Source organism: Lentzea sp. NPDC004789, assembly GCF_053601075.1.
In genome coordinates this window covers 1-17,922 of the sequence record NZ_JBSGBE010000030.1, presented here as the reverse complement: position 1 = coordinate 17,922, position 17,922 = coordinate 1, and the positions used below count along the sequence as shown (strand labels likewise).

Sequence of the window (17,922 nt, the reverse complement as noted above, 5' to 3'; positions counted from 1 at the left end):
GGGGATTCTTTTATGCGTGCAAGAAATAGAATCGCGACCGCATTTCTCGGAATGGCGCTCGCGCTGCTCGGCGCCGTTGCACCGGCCAACGCCCGACCGGCGACCGCATTGCCGGGGAAGGCTGCTCCGGTGCAGCTGGACATGACGGCCTCGGCCATCTACTGGATGCAGAACGGGAACAGCGGAAAATGTGCGCTGTCCCAGGGTGGTGCCGACGGCCAGCCCGTCGTCCAGTTCCAGTGCCTCAACTACAACGACCAGAAGTGGGGCTTCGTCGACAAGGGCGGAGCGCGGTATCAGCTCGTCAACGCGAACAGCGGCAAGTGCCTGCTCGTCCGCGGCTCCGACAACGAGGCGCCCGCCGTCCAGTTCCAGTGCCTGGACTACGCAGACCAGTACTGGCAGCTCTACACCTACAGCAGCGGCTGGTACTGGTTGCAGAACGTCAACAGCCGCAAGTGCCTGATCGTTCGCGGGAACAGCGACGGCACCCAGCTGGTGCAGTCCGAATGCGCGGCCTACGTGGACCAGGCGTGGGGTTTCACCGCCGGCTGATCCGATGAGCAACGGGTGCCCGCCTCGGCCTCACCGGGGCGGGCACTCCCTCACTCGCCGGCAGGAGTCACCTTCTTGACGTAGAGCAGCCGGTCACCCGGCTCGATCGCGTCCGCCTCCGGGGCGTCGACGCGGTACAGCTTCCCGTCCCGCACCACGCCGAGCACGATGTCCGACAGGTGCCGCGGCGACCCGCCGACCTCGCCCGACTCGACGTCGCGCTCGGCGATCGCCAGCCCGGCGTCCGGGGTGAGCAGGTCCTCCACCATCGCGACCACTGACGGCGTCGCCGTGGCCATACCGAGCAGGCGGCCCGCCGTCTCCGACGAGACGACCACGGAGTCGGCGCCGGACTGCCGCAGCAGGTGCTCGTTCTCCCGTTCCCGCACCGACGCGACGATCTGCGCCTTCGGGGCGAGTTCGCGGGCGGTCAGCGTCACCAGCACCGCCGTGTCGTCCCGGTTGGGGGCGACGACGATCGCGCGCGCTCGGGCCGCACCGGCGACCCTCAGCACGTCGTTGCGCGTACCGGAGCCGTGCACGGTGACGAGCCCGATGGCGGAGGCCGCGTCGAGCGACTCCTGCACGGTGTCCACGACGACGATCGAGCCGGGCTCGACACCGTCGCCGAGCAGCGCCGCGACCGCCGAGCGCCCCTTGGTGCCGTAACCCACGACCACGACGTGGTCCCGCACGACCCGCCTCCACTTCTGAATGCGCAACGCCTGACGGGAGCGCTCGGTGAGAACTTCGAGTGTCGTGCCGACCAGCACGATCAGGAACAGGACGCGCAACGGCGTGATGACCAGGACGTTGACCAGCCGCGCGGACGACGACGCGGGCGTGATGTCGCCGTAGCCGGTCGTCGAGAGAGACACCGTCGCGTAGTAGAAGGAGTCGAGCAGCGAAACGCCGTCTCCGTTGACGTCGCGGTAGCCGTCCCGGTCGAGGTAGACGATCAGGACGGCGAGCAGCAGCGCCGCCGTCGCGCCGATCACGCGTTTCACGATGGCGCGGACGGGACTCTGCGCCTGGTCCGGCATCCGGACCACGCCGACGAGCGAGTGCGACGCTTCGTCAGTCAGGCTCATCGCGACAACCTCTCGGGCAGCATCCGCCACAGGTGAGCCGCCGCTTCCGCGCCTTTGAGGAGCAGTGGCACTACAACGCGTTCGTTGGGCGCGTGCACGCGATCATCCGGCAAAGTCGCGCCGAGGTACACGAGGGGCACCCCGAGCCACGCCTGCAGCACCGCGGCCGGCCCCGAGCCACCGGCGCGCGCGAACCGCACGGGCTGGTCGAACGCCAGCTCCATCGCCTCCTTCACGGTCGCGTTGGCCGGGTCGTCCGGGCTGATCGCGTACGGCGGCACGCCCTCGCCGCGGAAGCTGATCTCCACACGGATGCCCGCCGGGGTGTGCCTGGCGACGAACTCCCTGAGCGCGTCGGCGACCTTCTCCGGCAGCTGGTCGGGCACGAGCCGGAAGCTGAGCTTCGCCGTCGCGGTCGCGGGAATGATCGTCTTCAGACCGGGCCCGGTGTAGCCGCTGCTCAGGCCGTTGATCTCGGCGGTCGGCCGGACCCAGATCCGCTCCAGCGTCGTGTAGCCGGGTTCACCGGCGACGGCCTGCGCGCCACCACCGTTGTGCGCCAACCACTTCTGCTCGTCGAACGGCAGCTCGGCGTAGTCCTCGCGCTCGGAGCCGGACGGCTCGCGCACGTCGTCGTAGAAGCCCGGCAACGTGATCCGGCCGTTCTCGTCGTGCAGCGCGGCGATCAGCCTCGCGAGCGCGGTCGCGGGGTTCGGGATCGCGCCGCCGGCCCGTCCCGAATGGACGTCGTCGGTGCCGCCGAAGAACGTGATCTCGCCGCCGAGAACACCGCGCTGGCCGGTGTTCACCGTCGGCGCGTCGCGGTCGTGCAACGCGGTGTCGGTGAACACCACGAGATCGCAGGCGAGATCCTCCGCGTGCGCTTCGAGCAGCTTTCGCAGGTGCGGAGAACCTGATTCCTCCTCGCCTTCGACGAAGAGCTTCAGCGTGACGCTCGGCGCGTTCTGTCCGGTTGCCGCCAGATGTGCCTTCAACGCCAGCAGGTGCATCGCGACCTGGCCCTTGTCGTCGCTCGCGCCCCGGCCGTACAGCTCGTCGCCGCTGGTCACGGGCTCGAACGGCGGGCGGTGCCAGCGTTCGACGGGATCGACCGGCTGGACGTCGTGGTGCCCGTAGACGAGCACGGTCGGCGCGGCCGGATCCTCGGCCGGCCAGCAGGCGTAGACGGCGGGAAGGGCCGGTCCGTGGTCCCAGATCTCGATCTCCGGCCAGCCGTCCTCGCGCAGCTGCCCGGCCAGCCATTCGGCGGATCTCTGCACGTCAACGCGGTGTTCGGGATCGACGCCGATCGACGGGATCTTGATCCACTCGCGGAGCCCGGCGACGAAGGAGTCGCTCAGCGCGGCCACCGCGGCGCGTTCGGGATGATGAGAATCACCTGCCACGCCCGTGGAGAATAGGCCAGGGCCGTCTCGCCTACGCGGCGTAGGCATGACAGGGTGACCGCATGGAACCGAACCGTTCCCGAGCGAGGTCCGCGCTGGCGCTCGCCGCACTGCTCGGCCTGGCGGGAGCGACCCACTTCACAGGCCGAAGTACTACGACGCGATCGTCCCGCGCGCACTGCCCGGCACCCCGCGGCAGTGGACCTACGCGTCGGGCGCGGCGGAACTGGCCCTGGCCACGGCGGTGGCGGCGCCGCGCACGCGCCGGCTGGGAGGTCTCGCGGCCGCCGCGTTCTTCGTGGCGGTGTTCCCGGCGAACGTGAAGATGGCTCTCGATTTCGGTTCCAAGTCGCCAAAAGCACGTGCACTGGCGTATGGTCGCCTGCCGCTACAGATTCCACTCGTCGCTTGGGCCTGGAAAGTGGCCAAAGCGGCCCCATGACCACCCTGGGTAATCCTTAACCAAGTATCCCGCATCGCTGTCATTTTCCGCGCGAGGAACCCTAGGATGCGCCCTGTGCAGACGCTTCTTCAGCGCGCCGCGACCGCGCTCGGCTGGGACGGAGTCGTCGTTCCCGACGTCGCCGTGCTGGGCCAGCAGGTGTCCGCGGTGGTGCGTTTGCTGCCCGAGGTCCACGACTGGAGAACCCAGAACGGCTGGCCGCCTCGCGCCGACCCGTCCTGGTTCCGCTCCTGGTTCGAGCCCGCCGCGCACGACCGCCTGCCCGTCGCCGCCGTCGAACTCGTCGGCGTGCTGGTCAGCGAGTCCACGACGGACCGCGCCCTGCAGTCGTGCGGCACCCTGCTGACGCTGGCACCCTGCGCGGTGATGCTCCCGCGCTCCGACGAGTCGCAGGCCTGGTCGTACATCGAGCTCGACTACTACGGCATCGGTGTCGTGGTCGCGGACGAGTCCTCAGCGGACCTGATGGTGCCGCCGGAGGACAGGTCGTCCGAGTTCGGTCCGTCGCTCTTCGGACGGTGGCTGCTCGAGGTGCTGTACGAGCGCGTGCTGAAGGCGGCGCACGCTCCCGCCAGCACTAGCCCACAGACCTGATCAGGTCCTTCAACCCCTGCTCGTCCAGCAGATCCGCCGGGCGCAGCGTGTGGTCGTGCCGCACGTAGTGGAACGCGGCCCTGACCCGTTCCAGCGGCTCCCCCATCAACGCCGCCCAGGCCAGCCGGTACGCCGCGAGCTGGACCGACAACGCCGGCAACGCCTCGGAGTCCGGCACCGCGCCCGTCTTCCAGTCCACCACGGTCCAGCCGTCCGGGTCCTGGTAGACCGCGTCCATCCGCCCGCGCACCGAAATCCCGTCGAACTCCGCCTCGAACGGCACCTCGACGTCGTGCGGGGTCCGGTTCGCCCAGTCGCTGCGCAGGAACGCCTCCTTCAGGCGTTCGAGATCGGCGTCCGGTGCCGCGTCGGCGTCCCCCGCGCCGGGCAGCTCGTCGATGTCGAGCAACCTGGTGGCGCCGAAGCGGTTCTCCAGCCACGTGTGGAACGCCGTGCCGCGACGTGCCAGCGGGTTCGGAGGGAACGGCAGCGGCCGCCGCAGCCGCCGGGCCAGCAGGTCGGGGTCCTTCGCGAGCTCGACGAGCTGGCTGACCGACAGGTGGTCGGGCAGCTCGACCTGCTCGCGCCGGTTCATCGACGCCGCCCGTTCGGCGAGCAGCACGTCGACGTCCTTCGCCCAGCCCTCCGGGTCATCCTCCTCCGGCATCTCCGGGTCGTCCGGCACGACGTCGTCGGGCAGCGGTTCCGGCTCCGGCGGGAAGTCCTCGTCCGGCGGCTCGTCGGGCGGCGGGTAGTCCTCGTCCTCCGCTGCCGCGGTCGCTTCCTGTTCTTCCTCGAAGATCAACGGCAACGGCTCGGGCGGTGCGTTGCGCAGGGCGTCCAGCGCCGCCAGCACCATCTGCGCACCCTCGACGACGGCGTCGCGCCGCTTGCCCAGCGGGTCGGCGGGCCACAGCCGCGTCTTCACGTCCTCGGCGAGCGGGTTCGGGGTGTCGGGGATCGGCTCGTCGGCCCACGCGCTGATGTCGCCCGGCGGGTCGTCGCGCTGCAGCACCTCGTGCATCTCCTGCAGGAACACCGACGGTCCCTTGGGCTTGTCGCCCGCCTCGGACCACCAGTGCCCGGACATCAGCAGGCTGTGCTCGGCCCGCGTGACGCCGACGTAGAACAGCCGGCGTTCCTCGACCAGCCTGCGGTCCTCGAACTCCTCCGCGTGGATCGTGAGCGCCTCGTCGACCTCCTTGCGGTTGAAGCCCGCCGACAACTTCAGCACGGGGAGGTCCTGCGCGTCACCCCGCAGGTCCGCCGGCAGCTCGGTGACGGACTTCAGCCAGCACGACGACTTCTTGCGGCCGGGGAAGACGTCCTTCACCAGGTGCGGCAGCGCCACGATCCGCCACTCCAGCCCCTTCGCGGAGTGCACGGTGAGGATCTGCACGCGGTCCTCGGACACCTCGACCTCGCCGGGCTCCAGCCCGTCCTCGGCGTGCTCGGCCGCGTACAGGTAGTCCAGCAACGACGGCAGCGTCGCCGACGGGCTGGCCGCCGCGAAGTCCGTGACGACGTCGGAGAACGCGTCGAGGTGCGCGCGCCCGACCATGCCCGGCCGCGACATGGACTCGATGTCGAGCAGCAGCGTCCGTTCGACGTCCGCCACCAGCTCCGGCAACGGCTGGTCCAGCCTGCGCCGCAACGCCGCCAGCTCACCGCCGAGCCGGCGGATCCGCCGGTACCCGTCCGGCGAGTACGCGTCCGGGTCACCGGGATCGTCCAGCGCGTCCGCCAGCCCGGCCTGCTCGGCGTGCTCACCCGGCAGCGCGTCCGCCAGCACCAGCAGCGGATCATCCACAACGGACTGTCTGCTTTGGACTCCGGCCAGCTCCCGCGCCCTGCTCCACAACGCCGCCAGATCCCGTGCCGCGAGCCGCCACCGCGACCCGGTCAGCAACCGCGCCGCCGCCGTGCCCGCCAGCGGGTCGACCAGCACCCGCAGTGCCGAAACGAGATCCCGCACCTCGGGCTCGTCCAGCAGCCCGCCCAGCCCGACGACCTCGACCGGCAACCCCCGCTCCCGCAACGCCGCCGCGATGGCCGCCATGTCGGACCGCCGCCGCACGAGGACGGCCGCGGTCGGCGGCACACCTTCCGCATCGAGGTGCGCTTCCCATTGCGCGGCAAGGTTGTCCGCCATCCAGTCGAGCTCCTGGCGGATGTCCTCGTGCAACGCGAGCCGCACGTCCCCCGGCCCCGCACCCGGCCGCGCCTTGAGCTCCTCGACGTCCAGCCCCGCCTCCCGCAGCGGCAACGACACCGCGTTGGCCAGCTCCAGCACCTCGGGCGGGTTCCGGAAACTGGTCAGCAGCCCGAACTTCCTCGTCGGCGGGAAGTCGTCCGCGAACCGGGGCAGGTTCGCCGCACTGGCCCCGCGCCAGCCGTAGATGGCCTGCGCCGGGTCGCCCACCGACGTGACCGGCATCGGCTTGCCCTCCCCGAACAAGCTCCTGAGCAGCACGCGCTGCGCGTGCCCGGTGTCCTGGTACTCGTCGAGCAACACCGCGCCGTACCGTTCCCGCTCGCCCTCCGCGACCTCCTTGAACGCGGCGAGCTGCGCGGCCAGCGACATCTGGTCCGCGAAGTCGAGCGCCGCCTCCTTCCGCTTGCGCTGCTGGTACGCCTCCAGCAGCGGCAGGAGCGCGACGCGCAGCCGTTGCGCCTTGATGACGTCCTGCAGCTTCTCCGGCAGCGCATCCCGCTGCCGCGGTGCCTTCGGCGCGTTCTCGATGAGCTTCGTGAGCTTGTCCGCGTGCTGCTGCAACGCCTCCGGCGTGACGAGGTGCTCCCCCAGCTCGCCCGCGAGCGCCAGCAGGTACCCGGTGATCGTCGCCGGCACCTTGTCGGTGTCGAGATCCTTCGCCCACGTCGACACCACCCGGTGCGCGAGCTGCCAGCTCGCCGTCTCGGTGAGCAGCCGGACACCGGGCTCCACCGGCAGCCTGAGACCGTGCTCGGTCACCAACCGGCCCGCGTAGGCGTGGTAGGTGAGCACCACGGGTTCGCCGGTCAGCACCGCCATCTTGCGCTCGCCGCTGGGGTCGAGCTCGTCGAGCAGGCTGGACCCGGCGAGCCTGCGCAGGCGTGCGCGCACCCGGTCCGCCAGCTGCCGGGCGGCCTTGCGGGTGAAGGTGAGGCCCAGCACGCGGTCGGGCAGCACGATGCCGTTCGCCACCAGCCACACGACCCTGGCGGCCATGGTCTCGGTCTTGCCCGCACCCGCGCCGGCGATGACCAGCGCCGGTTGGGTGGGGGCGGCGATGACCTCGGCCTGCTCGGGGGTCGGCTTGTTGAGGCCGAGGGCTTCGGCGATCTCGAAGGGGCTGACGGTCATCGGCCGACCAACCCGGATGTGACGCGTTGCCGCACCACGTGTTCGGCGCACTTGGCGTCGGTGCGGTGGCCGAGCACGACACGTCGCCCACCGACGACCCCGAGCCGCACGCCGCACTGGCCTGCCACACGCGCGGAATCCACGCGACGGCCAGGCACGACACGTCGCCCACCGACGACCCCGAGCCGTGCGTCGCGCGGGGCGACGGTCCGGTCACAGGTCCTGAGCAACGTCACCAATACATCTTCCTACCTGGGCCGCGCGCATCCGCAGCACCCGGCCTCGTGTGTTCGCCGACCGTTCGGTGACGCGAAACGCGCAGGTCAGCAGCCTGACTGCCGTCGCAACGCGGTGCCAGGCCTCGCCGCACTCACCAAACCCGGCCGCCACGCCACCGCGGCCACCAGGCCCAGCCGTCCGCCGGGCTCGCACCTGCCACCTACTCGCTCACCTGGCGCCCGGACGGGTGCACCGGGCACGTCGTGCGCGCCGGGCACCGGTCGCAGTCCGCGTTCTCCCGCGCCGTGTAGTTCGGCCCCAGCACGGACTCCGCCGCGCCCTGCACCACCTCCAGCCACGCGCGGACGCCCTGTTCGTCCAGCGGGGCCTGGGTGCGTTCGACGGCGCCGGTCTTCTTGTCCTCCTTGGCGACGTACAGCAGGCGGGCGCCGCCGGGCTCGGTGCCGAGGCCGATGTGGGTGAAGCCGCCCAGGGACGTCGCGAGCTGGTAGACGGCGAGCTGCGGGTGTTCCTGCGAGGCTTCGCGGGAGACCGGGCTCTTGCCGGTCTTGATGTCGATGACGACCGGGCGGCCGTCCTCGTCGTGTTCGAGGCGGTCCACTCGGCCGCGGACCTGCAGCCACGGGCCGCCGTCGCGTTTCGGGACCTCGACGACCATCTCCTCCTCGACGGCGACCTGGGTGAGCTGGCTGCGGCTCATGGTCAGCCAGGCCAGGAACGTGTCGAGCATGCGTTCCACGCGCAGGCGTTCGCGGCGGGAGAACCACGGGGCGCCGGCGTCCACGGCCGCCCAGGCCTCGTCCAGTTTCACGCGCAGCTGGGCCGAGTCGGCGCCGGACGCGGCGGCCTGGGCCAGGGCGTGGACCAGGGTGCCGGTGACCGAGGCCAGCTCGGCCGGGTCCTGGCCGCCGTGGCGTTCGACGACCCAGCGCAGCGGGCACTTCGTGATCACCTCGATGGTCGACGGCGTCACGCTGACCTTCTGCTCTTCCGTCCACAGTGGAGCGTCGATGGAGACGTCCGCCAGGCCGTACCAGGACTCCGGGTGCGCGCCGGGCACCCCGGCCTCGGCGAGGCGGGCGAGCTGTGCGGCCGCCCGCGCACGACGATCCGGGGACTCCGTGTCCGAGCAGACGACTCGGCGCAGTTCGCCGACCAGTTCGCCCAGCACCAGGCCGCGCTGGGGGCGGTGCAGCTTTCGCTCCTCCTCCGCGGTCGACTCGATCTCGTCCAGGAAGCGCGACGGCTGTTCATCCTCCCCGCGCACGGCGCTGATCAGCAGTTTCGAGCGGGCGCGGGAGGCGGCGACCAGCAGCAGGCGGCGTTCCTCCGCCAGGATCGGCGCCACGGCCGACACCGACGGTTCCAGACCGGCCAGGACGTCCACCATGCGTTCGACGCCCAGGACCGTGCCGCGCAGCCGCAGGTCGGGCCAGCTGCCCTCCTGGACGCCCGGCACGGCGACGACCTCCCACTCGCGGCCGGCCGCGGAGTGCGCGGTCAGGACGGACACCGCCTCGCCCGTCGGCGCGGAGGCGGCCAGGGTGTCGCCGACGATCCGCTGGGACTCCAGGTAGTCCGCGAAACCGGCCACGCCCGAGCCCGGCAGGCGGTCGACGTACTTCGCGGCCGCCTCGAACAGCGCCACGATCGCGTCCAGGTCGCGGTCCGCCTGCATGCCGGGCATGCCGCGGCGGGCCGACTGCGCCACCCAGCGGTCCTGCAGGCCCGAGGCGGTCCACAGGTCCCACAGCACGACCTCCACCGACTTGCCGTCCGCGATCGCCTTGCGCGCCAACGACAACAGGTGCGCGATCCGCCGCGCGGGCAGCGACTCGGCGTCCTCCAGCGCGGCCAGGCGGTCGGCCGTCTCCACCACCTCGACCAGCAGCTCACCCGAAGGACGGTCGCCTCCCGCGGCCATCTCCAGCCGGCGCAGACCGCGGCGCAACCGCCGCAGCGCCAACGGATCCGCGCCGCCGTACGCCGACGACAGCAGCATCGCCGCCGTGTCCTCGTCCAGCGAGCCCGGCACCGCCGCGGCACGCACCAGGGCCAGCAGCGGACGCACGGCGGGCTGCTGCGCCAACGGCAGCTCGTCGGACGCCACCGCCACCGGCACACCGGCGGCCAGCAGCGCCCGTTGCAGCACCGGCAGGGACAACGTCGCCGACCGCACGACGACGGCCATCTGCGACCACGGCACCTCGTCGGCCAGGTGGGAGCGGCGCAGCTGGTCCGCCACCCACGTCGCCTCCTGCGCGGCCGACGCGAGCAGCCGCACCTGCACGGACCCCTCACCGTCCACCGGCAGCACCTTGCGCGTGGGCGAGGCACCGGGCAGCCGAGCGGCCAGGCGCGCCACCGCGTCGCGGATCTCCGGCATCATCCGGTGCGACTGGGTCAGCACGACCGTCTCGCCCGGCACGTCCCGCAGGATCTCCGGGTCGGCGCCGCGGAACGTGAAGATCGCCTGGTCCGGATCACCGGCCAGCACGAACCGCGCGGCACCCGAGCCCAGCGACCTGATCAGCGAGTACTGCATCGGGTCGAGGTGCTGCGCGTCGTCGACCAGCAGGTACCGCACGCGCCGCCGTTCCGCGAACAGCAGGTCCTCGTCGTTGACGAACGCGGCGTAGGCCGACGACACCAGCTCGGCCGCGTCGTAGGCGGGGGCGTACGCGGTCGCGGAGTCCATCCCGGACAGCAGGTTCACCGACTCGTACTGCTGCCCGAACACACCGGCGGCCACCCACTCGTCCCGCCCGTGCTCCTCGCCGAGTTCGATCAGGTCCTCCGGCCCCAGGCCGCGCTCGGCCGCCCGCAGCAGCAGGTCCCGCAGCTCGTGCGCGAAGCCGGGCAGCTCCAGCGCGGGCCGCAACCGCTCGGGCCACCGCAGCGCACCCAGCTCGACGTCACCGGCGAGCAGCTCGCGCACCATCGCGTCCTGGTCGGGACCGGACAGCAACCGCGGCGGCGGCTCGCCCAGCAGCACCGCCTGGTTGCGCAGGACCGCGAACGCGTAGGAGTGGACGGTCCGCACGAGCGGCTCGCGGATCGTCGACAACCGCCCGGTCAGCAGCCGCGTGATGTGCGCGCGCAACGCCACGGACGCGCGCCGGTTCGCCGTCAGCACCAGCACGTTCTCCGGCGAGGCCCCCTCCTCCAGCACGACGTGCGCGGCCAGCTCGGCCAGCAGCGTCGTCTTGCCGGTCCCGGGACCGCCGAGCACCCGCAGGAAGCCGGGCTGCGTGAACACCCGCTGGGCAGCGGCGTCCCACCGGGGACGCGGGCGCGTCTCCGGCTTCCGGCGGACCAGCTGGGGTGGAAGTGCCACGCCTCGATTTCACCACGCTGCACCGACAAGATCAGTCACGCCCGCCGGACGGAGCACCGGCGGATTTCGTCTACCTTCTTGACAGAGAGAGGTGGTCTAGTCCATTTTTAAGCACGTTGTGAGCCCCCTCACTGCCAGCTCCGCCGCCCTGGACCGAGCAGTCTTGGAGGACTGAATGAAGCGGTTCCTCGTCGGCGCTGTCGCTGCCGCGTGCACGGCGATGCTTCTTCCGGCGCAAGCCCAGGCCGCCGTGAACCCCGTGCTCGCCGCGCCCTACCTGTACCAGTGGGGCAGCGTCCCCAGCGCGACCAGCGTGATGTCGCAGACCGGCATCAAGTCGTTCACCCTCGCGTTCATCCTCAGCGACGGCGGCTGCAACCCCAAGTGGGACGGCACCCGCTCGCTGACGGGCAGCGACAAGACCCTGATCAGCAACATCCGCGCGGCCGGCGGTGAGGCCGTCCCGTCGATCGGCGGCTGGTCGGGCAACAAGCTGGGCCAGAAGTGCTCCAGCGCCAGCGCTCTCGCGGGCGCCTACCAGAAGGTGATCGACGCCTACGGACTCAAGGCGATCGACATCGACATCGAGGCGCAGGAGTTCGAGAACAACACCGTGCAGGACCGCGTGCTCGGCGCCCTGAAGATCGTCAAGCAGAACAACGCCGGCCTCAAGGTCGTCATCACCATGCCGACCGAGGCCACCGGCCCGAACAGCTGGGGCAAGCGCCTGGTCACCCGATCGAAGGAACTCGGCGCGCCGATCGACACGTTCGCGGTCATGCCGTTCGACTTCGGCAGCGGCGGTGACATGGCCGCCAAGACCAAGAGCGCGGTCGACGGCCTGAAGAACCACATCAAGTCCACGTTCGGCCTCTCCGACGACGCGGCCTACCGGCGCAGCGGCCTCTCCTCGATGAACGGCAAGACCGACACGGGCGAGACCGTCACCCCGGCCAACTTCCGCGACATCATCAGCTGGGCGAACTCGAAGCACCTGTCCCGCGTCTCGTTCTGGGCGGTCAACCGGGACAAGGGCAACTGCGGCGCGATGAGCGACTCGTGCTCCGGCATCAGCCAGGGCACCTACGAGTTCACCAAGGCCCTGACGGCCTTCACCGGCTAGCGGTCTCCTCCGGTGACCGGACGTGACCCCGACCCCGTCCGGTCACCGGGGCTCCACTCGCTTCAGGAAGTCCCCCGGTGTCAACGGCGTGCCGAAGTGGGCGCCGGTCGCGAAGTCCGCGCCCGCCGCACGCCACCACTGCGCCTGCTCCCCGCTGACGATCCCGTCGACGGCCACCGTCACGCCGGACTCGCGCACCAGCGGGATCAACGCCGTCACGTACGGCGATCGGCGCTCGACCAGGGCAGGCGCCACCCGCACGGACTTCACCGGCAGGTCCGACACCGTCGCGGGATCGAGCGGTCCGAGGCCGAAGTCGTCGAGCCCCACGTGGACGCCCAGACCGGCGAGCACGGACAGGTTGTCGGCCGCGTCCGTCAGCAGCAGCACGTCGGCGGGCATGCTGACCGCCAGCCGATGGGCCTCCAGCCCCGTCTCCTCCAGCACCCGCACCACGCGCGAGACCAGGTCCGCGTCGGACGACTGGTGCGCGGTGAGCCGCACGACCAGCGACCGGTCGAGCTGCCCGCGCTGCCGCCACCACGCCGACTGCCCGCCCGCGACCCGCAGCAGCCACTCGCCGAGCGGCAGGATCAACCCGGTCGCCTCGGCGAGTTCCGCGCACCGGTCGTGGTCCAGCGCCTCGGCATCCGGCCGCTCCCAGTGCAACGCCGCTTCCACCGCGCTGACGTCACCGTCGGCCAACCGAACGATCGGCCGGTACCGCACGGTGATCTCGCCGTTCTCCCACGCGCCGGGCATCGTCACGGCCACCGCGTGGTCACGGCGGTCGAGGGCGTCCTGGCCGGGGTGGAACACCTCCCACTGACCGCGCCTGCGCACCTTCGCCTTGCGCAGGGCCGTGTCGGCCGCGCGCAGCAGGTCGACCGGTTCGGCGTCCGCGGCAGGACGGTGCACCACGCCCGCGCTCATCGACACGGCCAGCCCGTGACCGTCCACATAGGTCGGTTCGAGCAGGTCGTCGTTGATGGCCTTCATGATCGCGCCGACGTCCGGGGTGGTGGCCGTGTTCTCCACGAGGACACCGAACTCGTCGCCGTCGAACCGCGCGATCATGGCCTTCTCCTGCGCCATCACCGCCTGCAGCCGCTGCGCCACGTGCTGCAGCAACCGCTCCGCGACCCGGCCGCCGAAGCTGTTGGACACCATGCCGAACGCGTCGACGTCGAGGTGGAAGACCGTCACGCCGTACGCGGAATCGGCCTTGCGCAGCGCGGTTTCCAGCTGCGTGGTGAAGAACTGCCGGTTCGGCAGCCCGGTCAGCACGTCGTGCAGCGCCTGCCGCTTGAGCTCGCTCTGCAGCAGCTCCAGCTCGGTGCCGTCCTCCACCACCACGACGAAGTGGCTGGGCTCGTCGTCCGCACCGCGCAGCAACGACGCCGTCAGCGACAACCGCGCCGCGTCACCGTCCTTGCGCAGCATCCGCTGCGACTGCCTGATCCGCTCCGCGGTGCCGTTGACCAGGTCGTCGAGCGCCTGGCTGAGCATCTCGTCGAAGCCGGGCACGATGAGGTCGAGCAGCGCCACCCCGGTGAGCTCGTCCGGGGTGTGCCCGAGGATGTCACCGACCGCGGCGTTCACCTTGAGCAACCGTCCGTCGAGACCGACGATCAGCACGCCGTTGCTGGACGACGTGACGACCTCGTTGAACCGGGCCTCGCTCTCCTTGAGGTTCCAGTTGGCGTCGCGCACGGCCTTCAGCAACGACCTCTGCAGGCTTTCCTGCTGCGCCAGCACGGACTCGGTGTTGGCGGCGGTGAAGCCGGACCCGAGTGCGCCGATGAGGCGCGAGATGCGTTCCGCGTAGCGCTCGACCGGCCGGAACTCCGGCAGCGCGTGCAGGCCCTTGCTGAGCACCTCCGCGGTCAGTCCCAGCCCGATGTGCCCCAGATACCCCAGTTTCGACAGGTCAGCGCCGAGCTGCTCGGCAGCGGGCGTGTCGAACGCCTCTTCGTGCACCAGCGCGCACAGAACGTCCAGCCGGGTGCTCAGTTCGGCTTCGAGTGCGTCTTGGCCCATCGGAATCGAGACCGTGCTGAGCAGCCGATATGCCCATTTCCGCGCAAGTGTCAGCCGCGCCCTGGCGGTGTCCTGAGGCGAAGGCGTGACGTCTGGTATTCGACTCGGGTGCGACATTCCGGGTTGCCTCGCAATGGGCTCAGATGCACGGCATCTTACCCACGCACTGTCGGTCTCTTCTCGACCGACAGTGTGAATCAGTGTCGCTCGATCGAGATTTCCTATGGCTTGCGTCCGATCCCAGCGTACGCAAGTCGGTTGATCGCCGGATCACTGGAGATGTCCCCGGGCCCGGAGGTCCGCCATTCGGCGAATGTGACCAGTCCCGGTTCGACCAGCTCGAAATCACCGAAGAACGCGGCGATCTCGTCCCGGCTGCGCTCCACGACCTGGTCACCGCCCGCCTTGTTCATCCGTTCGGCCGCGATCTTGACGCCCTCGTAGTCGTGGTCGTCGGCGAAGTGCGTGATGGCCAGGTAGCTGCCGCTGGACAACGCCTCGCGGTAGTGCTTGAGCAGCCCCCACGGATCCGCCTCCGTCGGCACCCAGTGCAGCATGAGCAGCATCAACAGCCCGATCGGCTGATCGAAGTCCAGCAGCTGCACCTCGGGGCTGTTCAGGATGCTGTCCGGGTCCCGCAGGTCGGCCTGCAGCACGCGGACGCGGTCGTTGCCCGCGAGGATGAGCTCGCTGTGCGCCACGGCCACCGGATCGCGGTCGACGTACACGACCCGGCACTCGGGGGCCTCCTCCTGCGCGACCTCGTGCACGTTGGCCACGGTGGGGATGCCCGAGCCGATGTCCAGGAACTGGCGCACCCCCTGCTCGACCATGAACCGCACCGCGCGGCCGAGGAACGCCCTGTTGACCCTGGCCGCACTGCGCGCGTGCGGCATCACGGCCTCCATCTTGTCGCCCATCTGGCGATCCACCGCGAAGTTGTGCGCGCCCCCGAGCATGTAGTCGTACAGCCTCGCCGCGCTCGGTACGGAGATGTCAACGCTCTGTGGAACCCAGTTCCGTTCGTCGACCATGGCGACCACCTCTTCAGGTTGCGGACGCACAAGCTTAAGCAGGCATGAAGCGGACACAGCTAGCCCGCGGGCGTGAACGCACGCCACCCGTTCGGGCACTGTCACTCTCCGCCGAATGACTCCTATGGTTGACCCTCTCTTTCCACGTCGCGAGGAGCGATGATGTCCGTCCCGGTGGCACCCGGCAGGCTGCCATTTCTCGGGCACACTCTGCCGTTGTTGCGGAAAAGATTCGAGTTCACCGCGAATTTACGAGGTCAGGGCGATCTCGTCGAAATCTACCTCGGCCCGATGCGGTCCCTGTTCGTGGCCAGCCCGCAACTGATGCATCAGGTGCTCGTCACCGACGCGCCGAAGTTCCACAAAGGAAGGATGTTCGACAAGTTCCGCCCGTTCATCGGCAACGGGCTGGTGATGTCGAACGGTCCCTTCCACCTGCGCCAGCGCCGGATGATGCAGCCGGCGTTCCACCGCGACCGGATCGCCGGATACGCGGACGTCATGATCCAGGCGACGCGGGAGCTCGTCGAGGGCTGGCAGCCGGGTGAGGTGCGGCAGGTCGAAGAGGACATGCAGGGCCTCGCCGTCACGATCGTCGGCAAGGCGCTGTTCTCGACCGAGATCGGCGAGCGCGCGGTCGACGAGGCCCGCCGGTCGATCTTCGTGATCATCAAGAACGGCATGGTGCGCGCGCTCTCACCAGCGTTCGTCGAGAAGCTGCCCATCCCGGCCAACCGCGAGTTCGACGCCGCCATCGCCCGGATGCGCGCGATCGTGCAGGAGGTCATCGCGAGCTGGCGGACCGACGGCACCGATCACGGCGACCTGCTGTCGATGCTGATGCTGGCCAGGGACGAGGCCGGCGAGCCGATGACCGACCAGCAGGTCTTCGACGAGGTCATCACGTTGTTGTCGGCTGGCATCGAGACCACCGCGCTGGCGTTGGCGTGGATCTTCCACGAGATCGCCGCCAACCCGGAGGTCGAGCGGCGCGTGCTCGCCGAGCTCGACGAGGTGCTGGCCGGGCGCCCGGTGACGTTCGACGACGTGCCGAAGCTGACCTACGTCGGTCAGGTCGCCAACGAGGTGCTGCGCAAGTACCCGCTCTGGCTCCTCATGCGCCGCGTCGTGGAAGAGGTGGATCTGGGCGGCGTCCGGCTGGCGCCGGGCACCGAGCTGATCATCAGCCCGCACGCGATGCACCACAACCCGGAACACTTCCCCGATCCCGAACGCTTCGACCCGGACCGCTGGACACCAGAACGCGCCCGGCAACTGCCCAAGGGTGCGTTCGTCGCGTTCGGCGGCGGCATCCACCAGTGCATCGGCAACCACTTCGCCCTGACCGAGATCGTCATCGCCGTGGCGACCGTCTGCACCCGTTACCGGATGGTCCCCGACCAGCCGGTGCACACCAAGTTCACCAACGCCGCCTACCCCGTCGGCCTGCTGATGAAGGCCGTTCCCCGCTAGTTGGAGGTTGTTCCCCCATGCGTCTCCGTCGGCTCTGTGCCGTCGTCGTGCTCGCATTGCTCGGTACCGCTCCGGTCCAGGCGAACGCAGCCGAGGTCAGCTGCCAGGACGTGTACACGCCCGTGAGCTTCGGCCTCGTCCAGCAGACCATGTACGGCAAGCTGTGCGTTCCAGAAGGCGCGACTACGGTTCAGGTCCTCGTGCCCGGTGCCACGTACACCAGCGCGTACTGGGACATCCCGGTCCAGCCGGACGTCCGCTCGGTCCGGCTGGCGATGAACCACGCAGGCGTCGCCACCATGGCGGTGGACCGCATCGGCACCGGCAGGAGCAGCAAACCGCTCAGCCTGCTGGTCACCGTCCCGAGCCAGGCCGAGGCGGTGCACCAGGTGGTTCAGCGGATGCGCGCGCAGTTCCAGAAGGTGCTCATCGGCGGTCACTCGCTCGGCTCGGTGGTCACGATCGTCGAGGCGGCCACGTACCACGACGTCGACGGGGTGCTGATCACCGGCATGACCAACCAGTGGGACTACGTCAAGGCGTTGCCCGCGTTCGCCAGCTCGATCCCGGTCACGCTCGACCCGCGGCTGGGCCGGCTCGGCCTGGACCCCGGCTACCTGACGACGGTGCCGGGATCCCGCTACGCCAGCTTCCACAAGCCCGGTCCGCTGAACTCCACGGTGATCGACTACGACGAGTCCACAAAGGACGTCTTCGCGACGGCCGAGCTCGTGACGACACCGCTGATGGTGAACCTCGTCATCCCGGCCAGCCGCGCCATCACCGCGCCGGTCATGAGCGTCCAGACGACGGCGGACTACTTCTGCGGCAACCCGCCGCTCGGCTCGGACTGCTCGTCGGCCGACGCACTGGTCGCCTCCGAGAGGCCGTTCTACGCACAGGCACCGCGGATCGACGCGTTCGTCCTGACCGACTACGGGCACTGCTTCAACTTCGCACCCGACTCCGACGGCTACCACGCGGCGGTCATCGCGTGGCAGCGCAGCATCTGAGCACCTGGCCGGACGCCGAGCCCGCGAGGACAGGACTTCCGGCAACCTGCTCAGAGCCAGGGCACGAAATCGCCCGCGTCCAGGGGTGGACCGAGGTGGGCGCCGATCGCGAGGTCGGCGCCCAAACGAACCCGGCAGACCCCTGAGACCGTCCGGTCCCTTGGTCGTCTTGCTCGCGTCGACGCCGATGTCGGGAGCGCCCAGCTC

At 70.2% G+C, this 17,922-nt stretch carries 11 protein-coding genes and 1 pseudogene; 6 read left to right on the top strand and 6 right to left on the bottom strand.

Annotation, left to right across the window (positions count from 1 at the left end):
* Positions 1 to 51: 51 nt before the first annotated feature.
* The gene (locus ACWEIJ_RS41680; RefSeq protein ID WP_449842822.1) at positions 52 to 555 is read left to right on the top strand and encodes an RICIN domain-containing protein; all 504 of its coding nucleotides are present in this window, start codon (positions 52 to 54) and stop codon (positions 553 to 555) included.
* A gap of 50 nt (positions 556 to 605) precedes the next feature.
* On the opposite strand, the gene ACWEIJ_RS41675 is transcribed toward ACWEIJ_RS41680, so the two are convergent.
* Both ACWEIJ_RS41675 and ACWEIJ_RS41670 read right to left on the bottom strand, forming a co-directional pair.
* Positions 606 to 1,646 carry a potassium channel family protein gene (locus tag ACWEIJ_RS41675; protein ID WP_449842821.1) on the bottom strand — a complete coding sequence of 347 codons (1,041 nt, stop codon included), beginning with the start codon at positions 1,644 to 1,646 and terminating at the stop codon, positions 606 to 608.
* Positions 1,643 to 3,052 carry a M20/M25/M40 family metallo-hydrolase gene (locus tag ACWEIJ_RS41670; RefSeq protein WP_449842820.1) on the bottom strand — a complete coding sequence of 470 codons (1,410 nt, stop codon included), beginning with the start codon at positions 3,050 to 3,052 and terminating at the stop codon, positions 1,643 to 1,645. Before ACWEIJ_RS41670 ends, ACWEIJ_RS41675 begins: the two co-directional genes overlap by 4 nt.
* Before the next feature lie 62 nt (positions 3,053 to 3,114).
* On the opposite strand from ACWEIJ_RS41670, the pseudogene ACWEIJ_RS41665 reads away from it, so the two are divergent.
* Together ACWEIJ_RS41665 and ACWEIJ_RS41660 are read left to right on the top strand one after the other, a co-directional pair.
* A pseudogene (locus ACWEIJ_RS41665) lies at positions 3,115 to 3,494 on the top strand (DoxX family protein).
* Between the two features lie 75 nt (positions 3,495 to 3,569).
* A complete protein-coding gene (locus ACWEIJ_RS41660; RefSeq protein ID WP_449842819.1) occupies positions 3,570 to 4,109 on the top strand; it encodes a hypothetical protein in 540 nt (179 codons plus the stop codon).
* Here the strand turns inward: ACWEIJ_RS41660 and ACWEIJ_RS41655 are convergent.
* The gene (locus ACWEIJ_RS41655; RefSeq protein ID WP_449842818.1) at positions 4,093 to 7,455 is read right to left on the bottom strand and encodes an ATP-dependent helicase; all 3,363 of its coding nucleotides are present in this window, start codon (positions 7,453 to 7,455) and stop codon (positions 4,093 to 4,095) included. The genes ACWEIJ_RS41660 and ACWEIJ_RS41655 overlap by 17 nt on opposite strands.
* 439 nt (positions 7,456 to 7,894) lie before the next feature.
* Positions 7,895 to 11,032 carry an ATP-dependent helicase gene (locus ACWEIJ_RS41650; protein WP_449842817.1) on the bottom strand — a complete coding sequence of 1,046 codons (3,138 nt, stop codon included), beginning with the start codon at positions 11,030 to 11,032 and terminating at the stop codon, positions 7,895 to 7,897.
* 175 nt (positions 11,033 to 11,207) lie between these two features.
* On the opposite strand from ACWEIJ_RS41650, the gene ACWEIJ_RS41645 reads away from it, so the two are divergent.
* Positions 11,208 to 12,155, top strand: coding sequence for a chitinase (locus tag ACWEIJ_RS41645; RefSeq protein WP_449842816.1), 948 nt, complete (start codon positions 11,208 to 11,210; stop codon positions 12,153 to 12,155).
* A 42-nt stretch (positions 12,156 to 12,197) separates the two neighbouring features.
* Here the strand turns inward: ACWEIJ_RS41645 and ACWEIJ_RS41640 are convergent, their stop codons facing one another.
* Positions 12,198 to 14,195, bottom strand: a complete 1,998-nt coding sequence (locus ACWEIJ_RS41640) for a putative bifunctional diguanylate cyclase/phosphodiesterase (RefSeq protein ID WP_449842815.1) — start codon at positions 14,193 to 14,195, stop codon at positions 12,198 to 12,200.
* Between the two features lie 221 nt (positions 14,196 to 14,416).
* Positions 14,417 to 15,229: an SAM-dependent methyltransferase gene (locus tag ACWEIJ_RS41635; RefSeq protein ID WP_449842814.1), complete on the bottom strand. Its 813-nt coding sequence runs from the start codon at positions 15,227 to 15,229 to the stop codon at positions 14,417 to 14,419.
* A gap of 162 nt (positions 15,230 to 15,391) precedes the next feature.
* On the opposite strand from ACWEIJ_RS41635, the gene ACWEIJ_RS41630 reads away from it, so the two are divergent.
* Together ACWEIJ_RS41630 and ACWEIJ_RS41625 are read left to right on the top strand one after the other, a co-directional pair.
* Positions 15,392 to 16,702, top strand: a complete 1,311-nt coding sequence (locus ACWEIJ_RS41630) for a cytochrome P450 (protein WP_449842813.1) — start codon at positions 15,392 to 15,394, stop codon at positions 16,700 to 16,702.
* A gap of 17 nt (positions 16,703 to 16,719) precedes the next feature.
* Positions 16,720 to 17,715: an alpha/beta hydrolase gene (locus ACWEIJ_RS41625; RefSeq protein WP_449842812.1), complete on the top strand. Its 996-nt coding sequence runs from the start codon at positions 16,720 to 16,722 to the stop codon at positions 17,713 to 17,715.
* Positions 17,716 to 17,922: the final 207 nt, after the last annotated feature.

Coding starts and splice junctions, on each gene's coding strand:
- ACWEIJ_RS41680 (WP_449842822.1), top strand. CDS start 52: ATGGCGCTCGCGCTGCTCGGCGCCGTTGCACCGGCCAACGCCCGACCG.
- ACWEIJ_RS41675 (WP_449842821.1), bottom strand. CDS start 1,646: ATGAGCCTGACTGACGAAGCGTCGCACTCGCTCGTCGGCGTGGTCCGG.
- ACWEIJ_RS41655 (WP_449842818.1), bottom strand. CDS start 7,455: ATGACCGTCAGCCCCTTCGAGATCGCCGAAGCCCTCGGCCTCAACAAG.
- ACWEIJ_RS41645 (WP_449842816.1), top strand. CDS start 11,208: ATGAAGCGGTTCCTCGTCGGCGCTGTCGCTGCCGCGTGCACGGCGATG.
- ACWEIJ_RS41640 (WP_449842815.1), bottom strand. CDS start 14,195: ATGGGCCAAGACGCACTCGAAGCCGAACTGAGCACCCGGCTGGACGTT.
- ACWEIJ_RS41635 (WP_449842814.1), bottom strand. CDS start 15,229: ATGGTCGACGAACGGAACTGGGTTCCACAGAGCGTTGACATCTCCGTA.
- ACWEIJ_RS41630 (WP_449842813.1), top strand. CDS start 15,392: ATGTCCGTCCCGGTGGCACCCGGCAGGCTGCCATTTCTCGGGCACACT.
- ACWEIJ_RS41625 (WP_449842812.1), top strand. CDS start 16,720: ATGCGTCTCCGTCGGCTCTGTGCCGTCGTCGTGCTCGCATTGCTCGGT.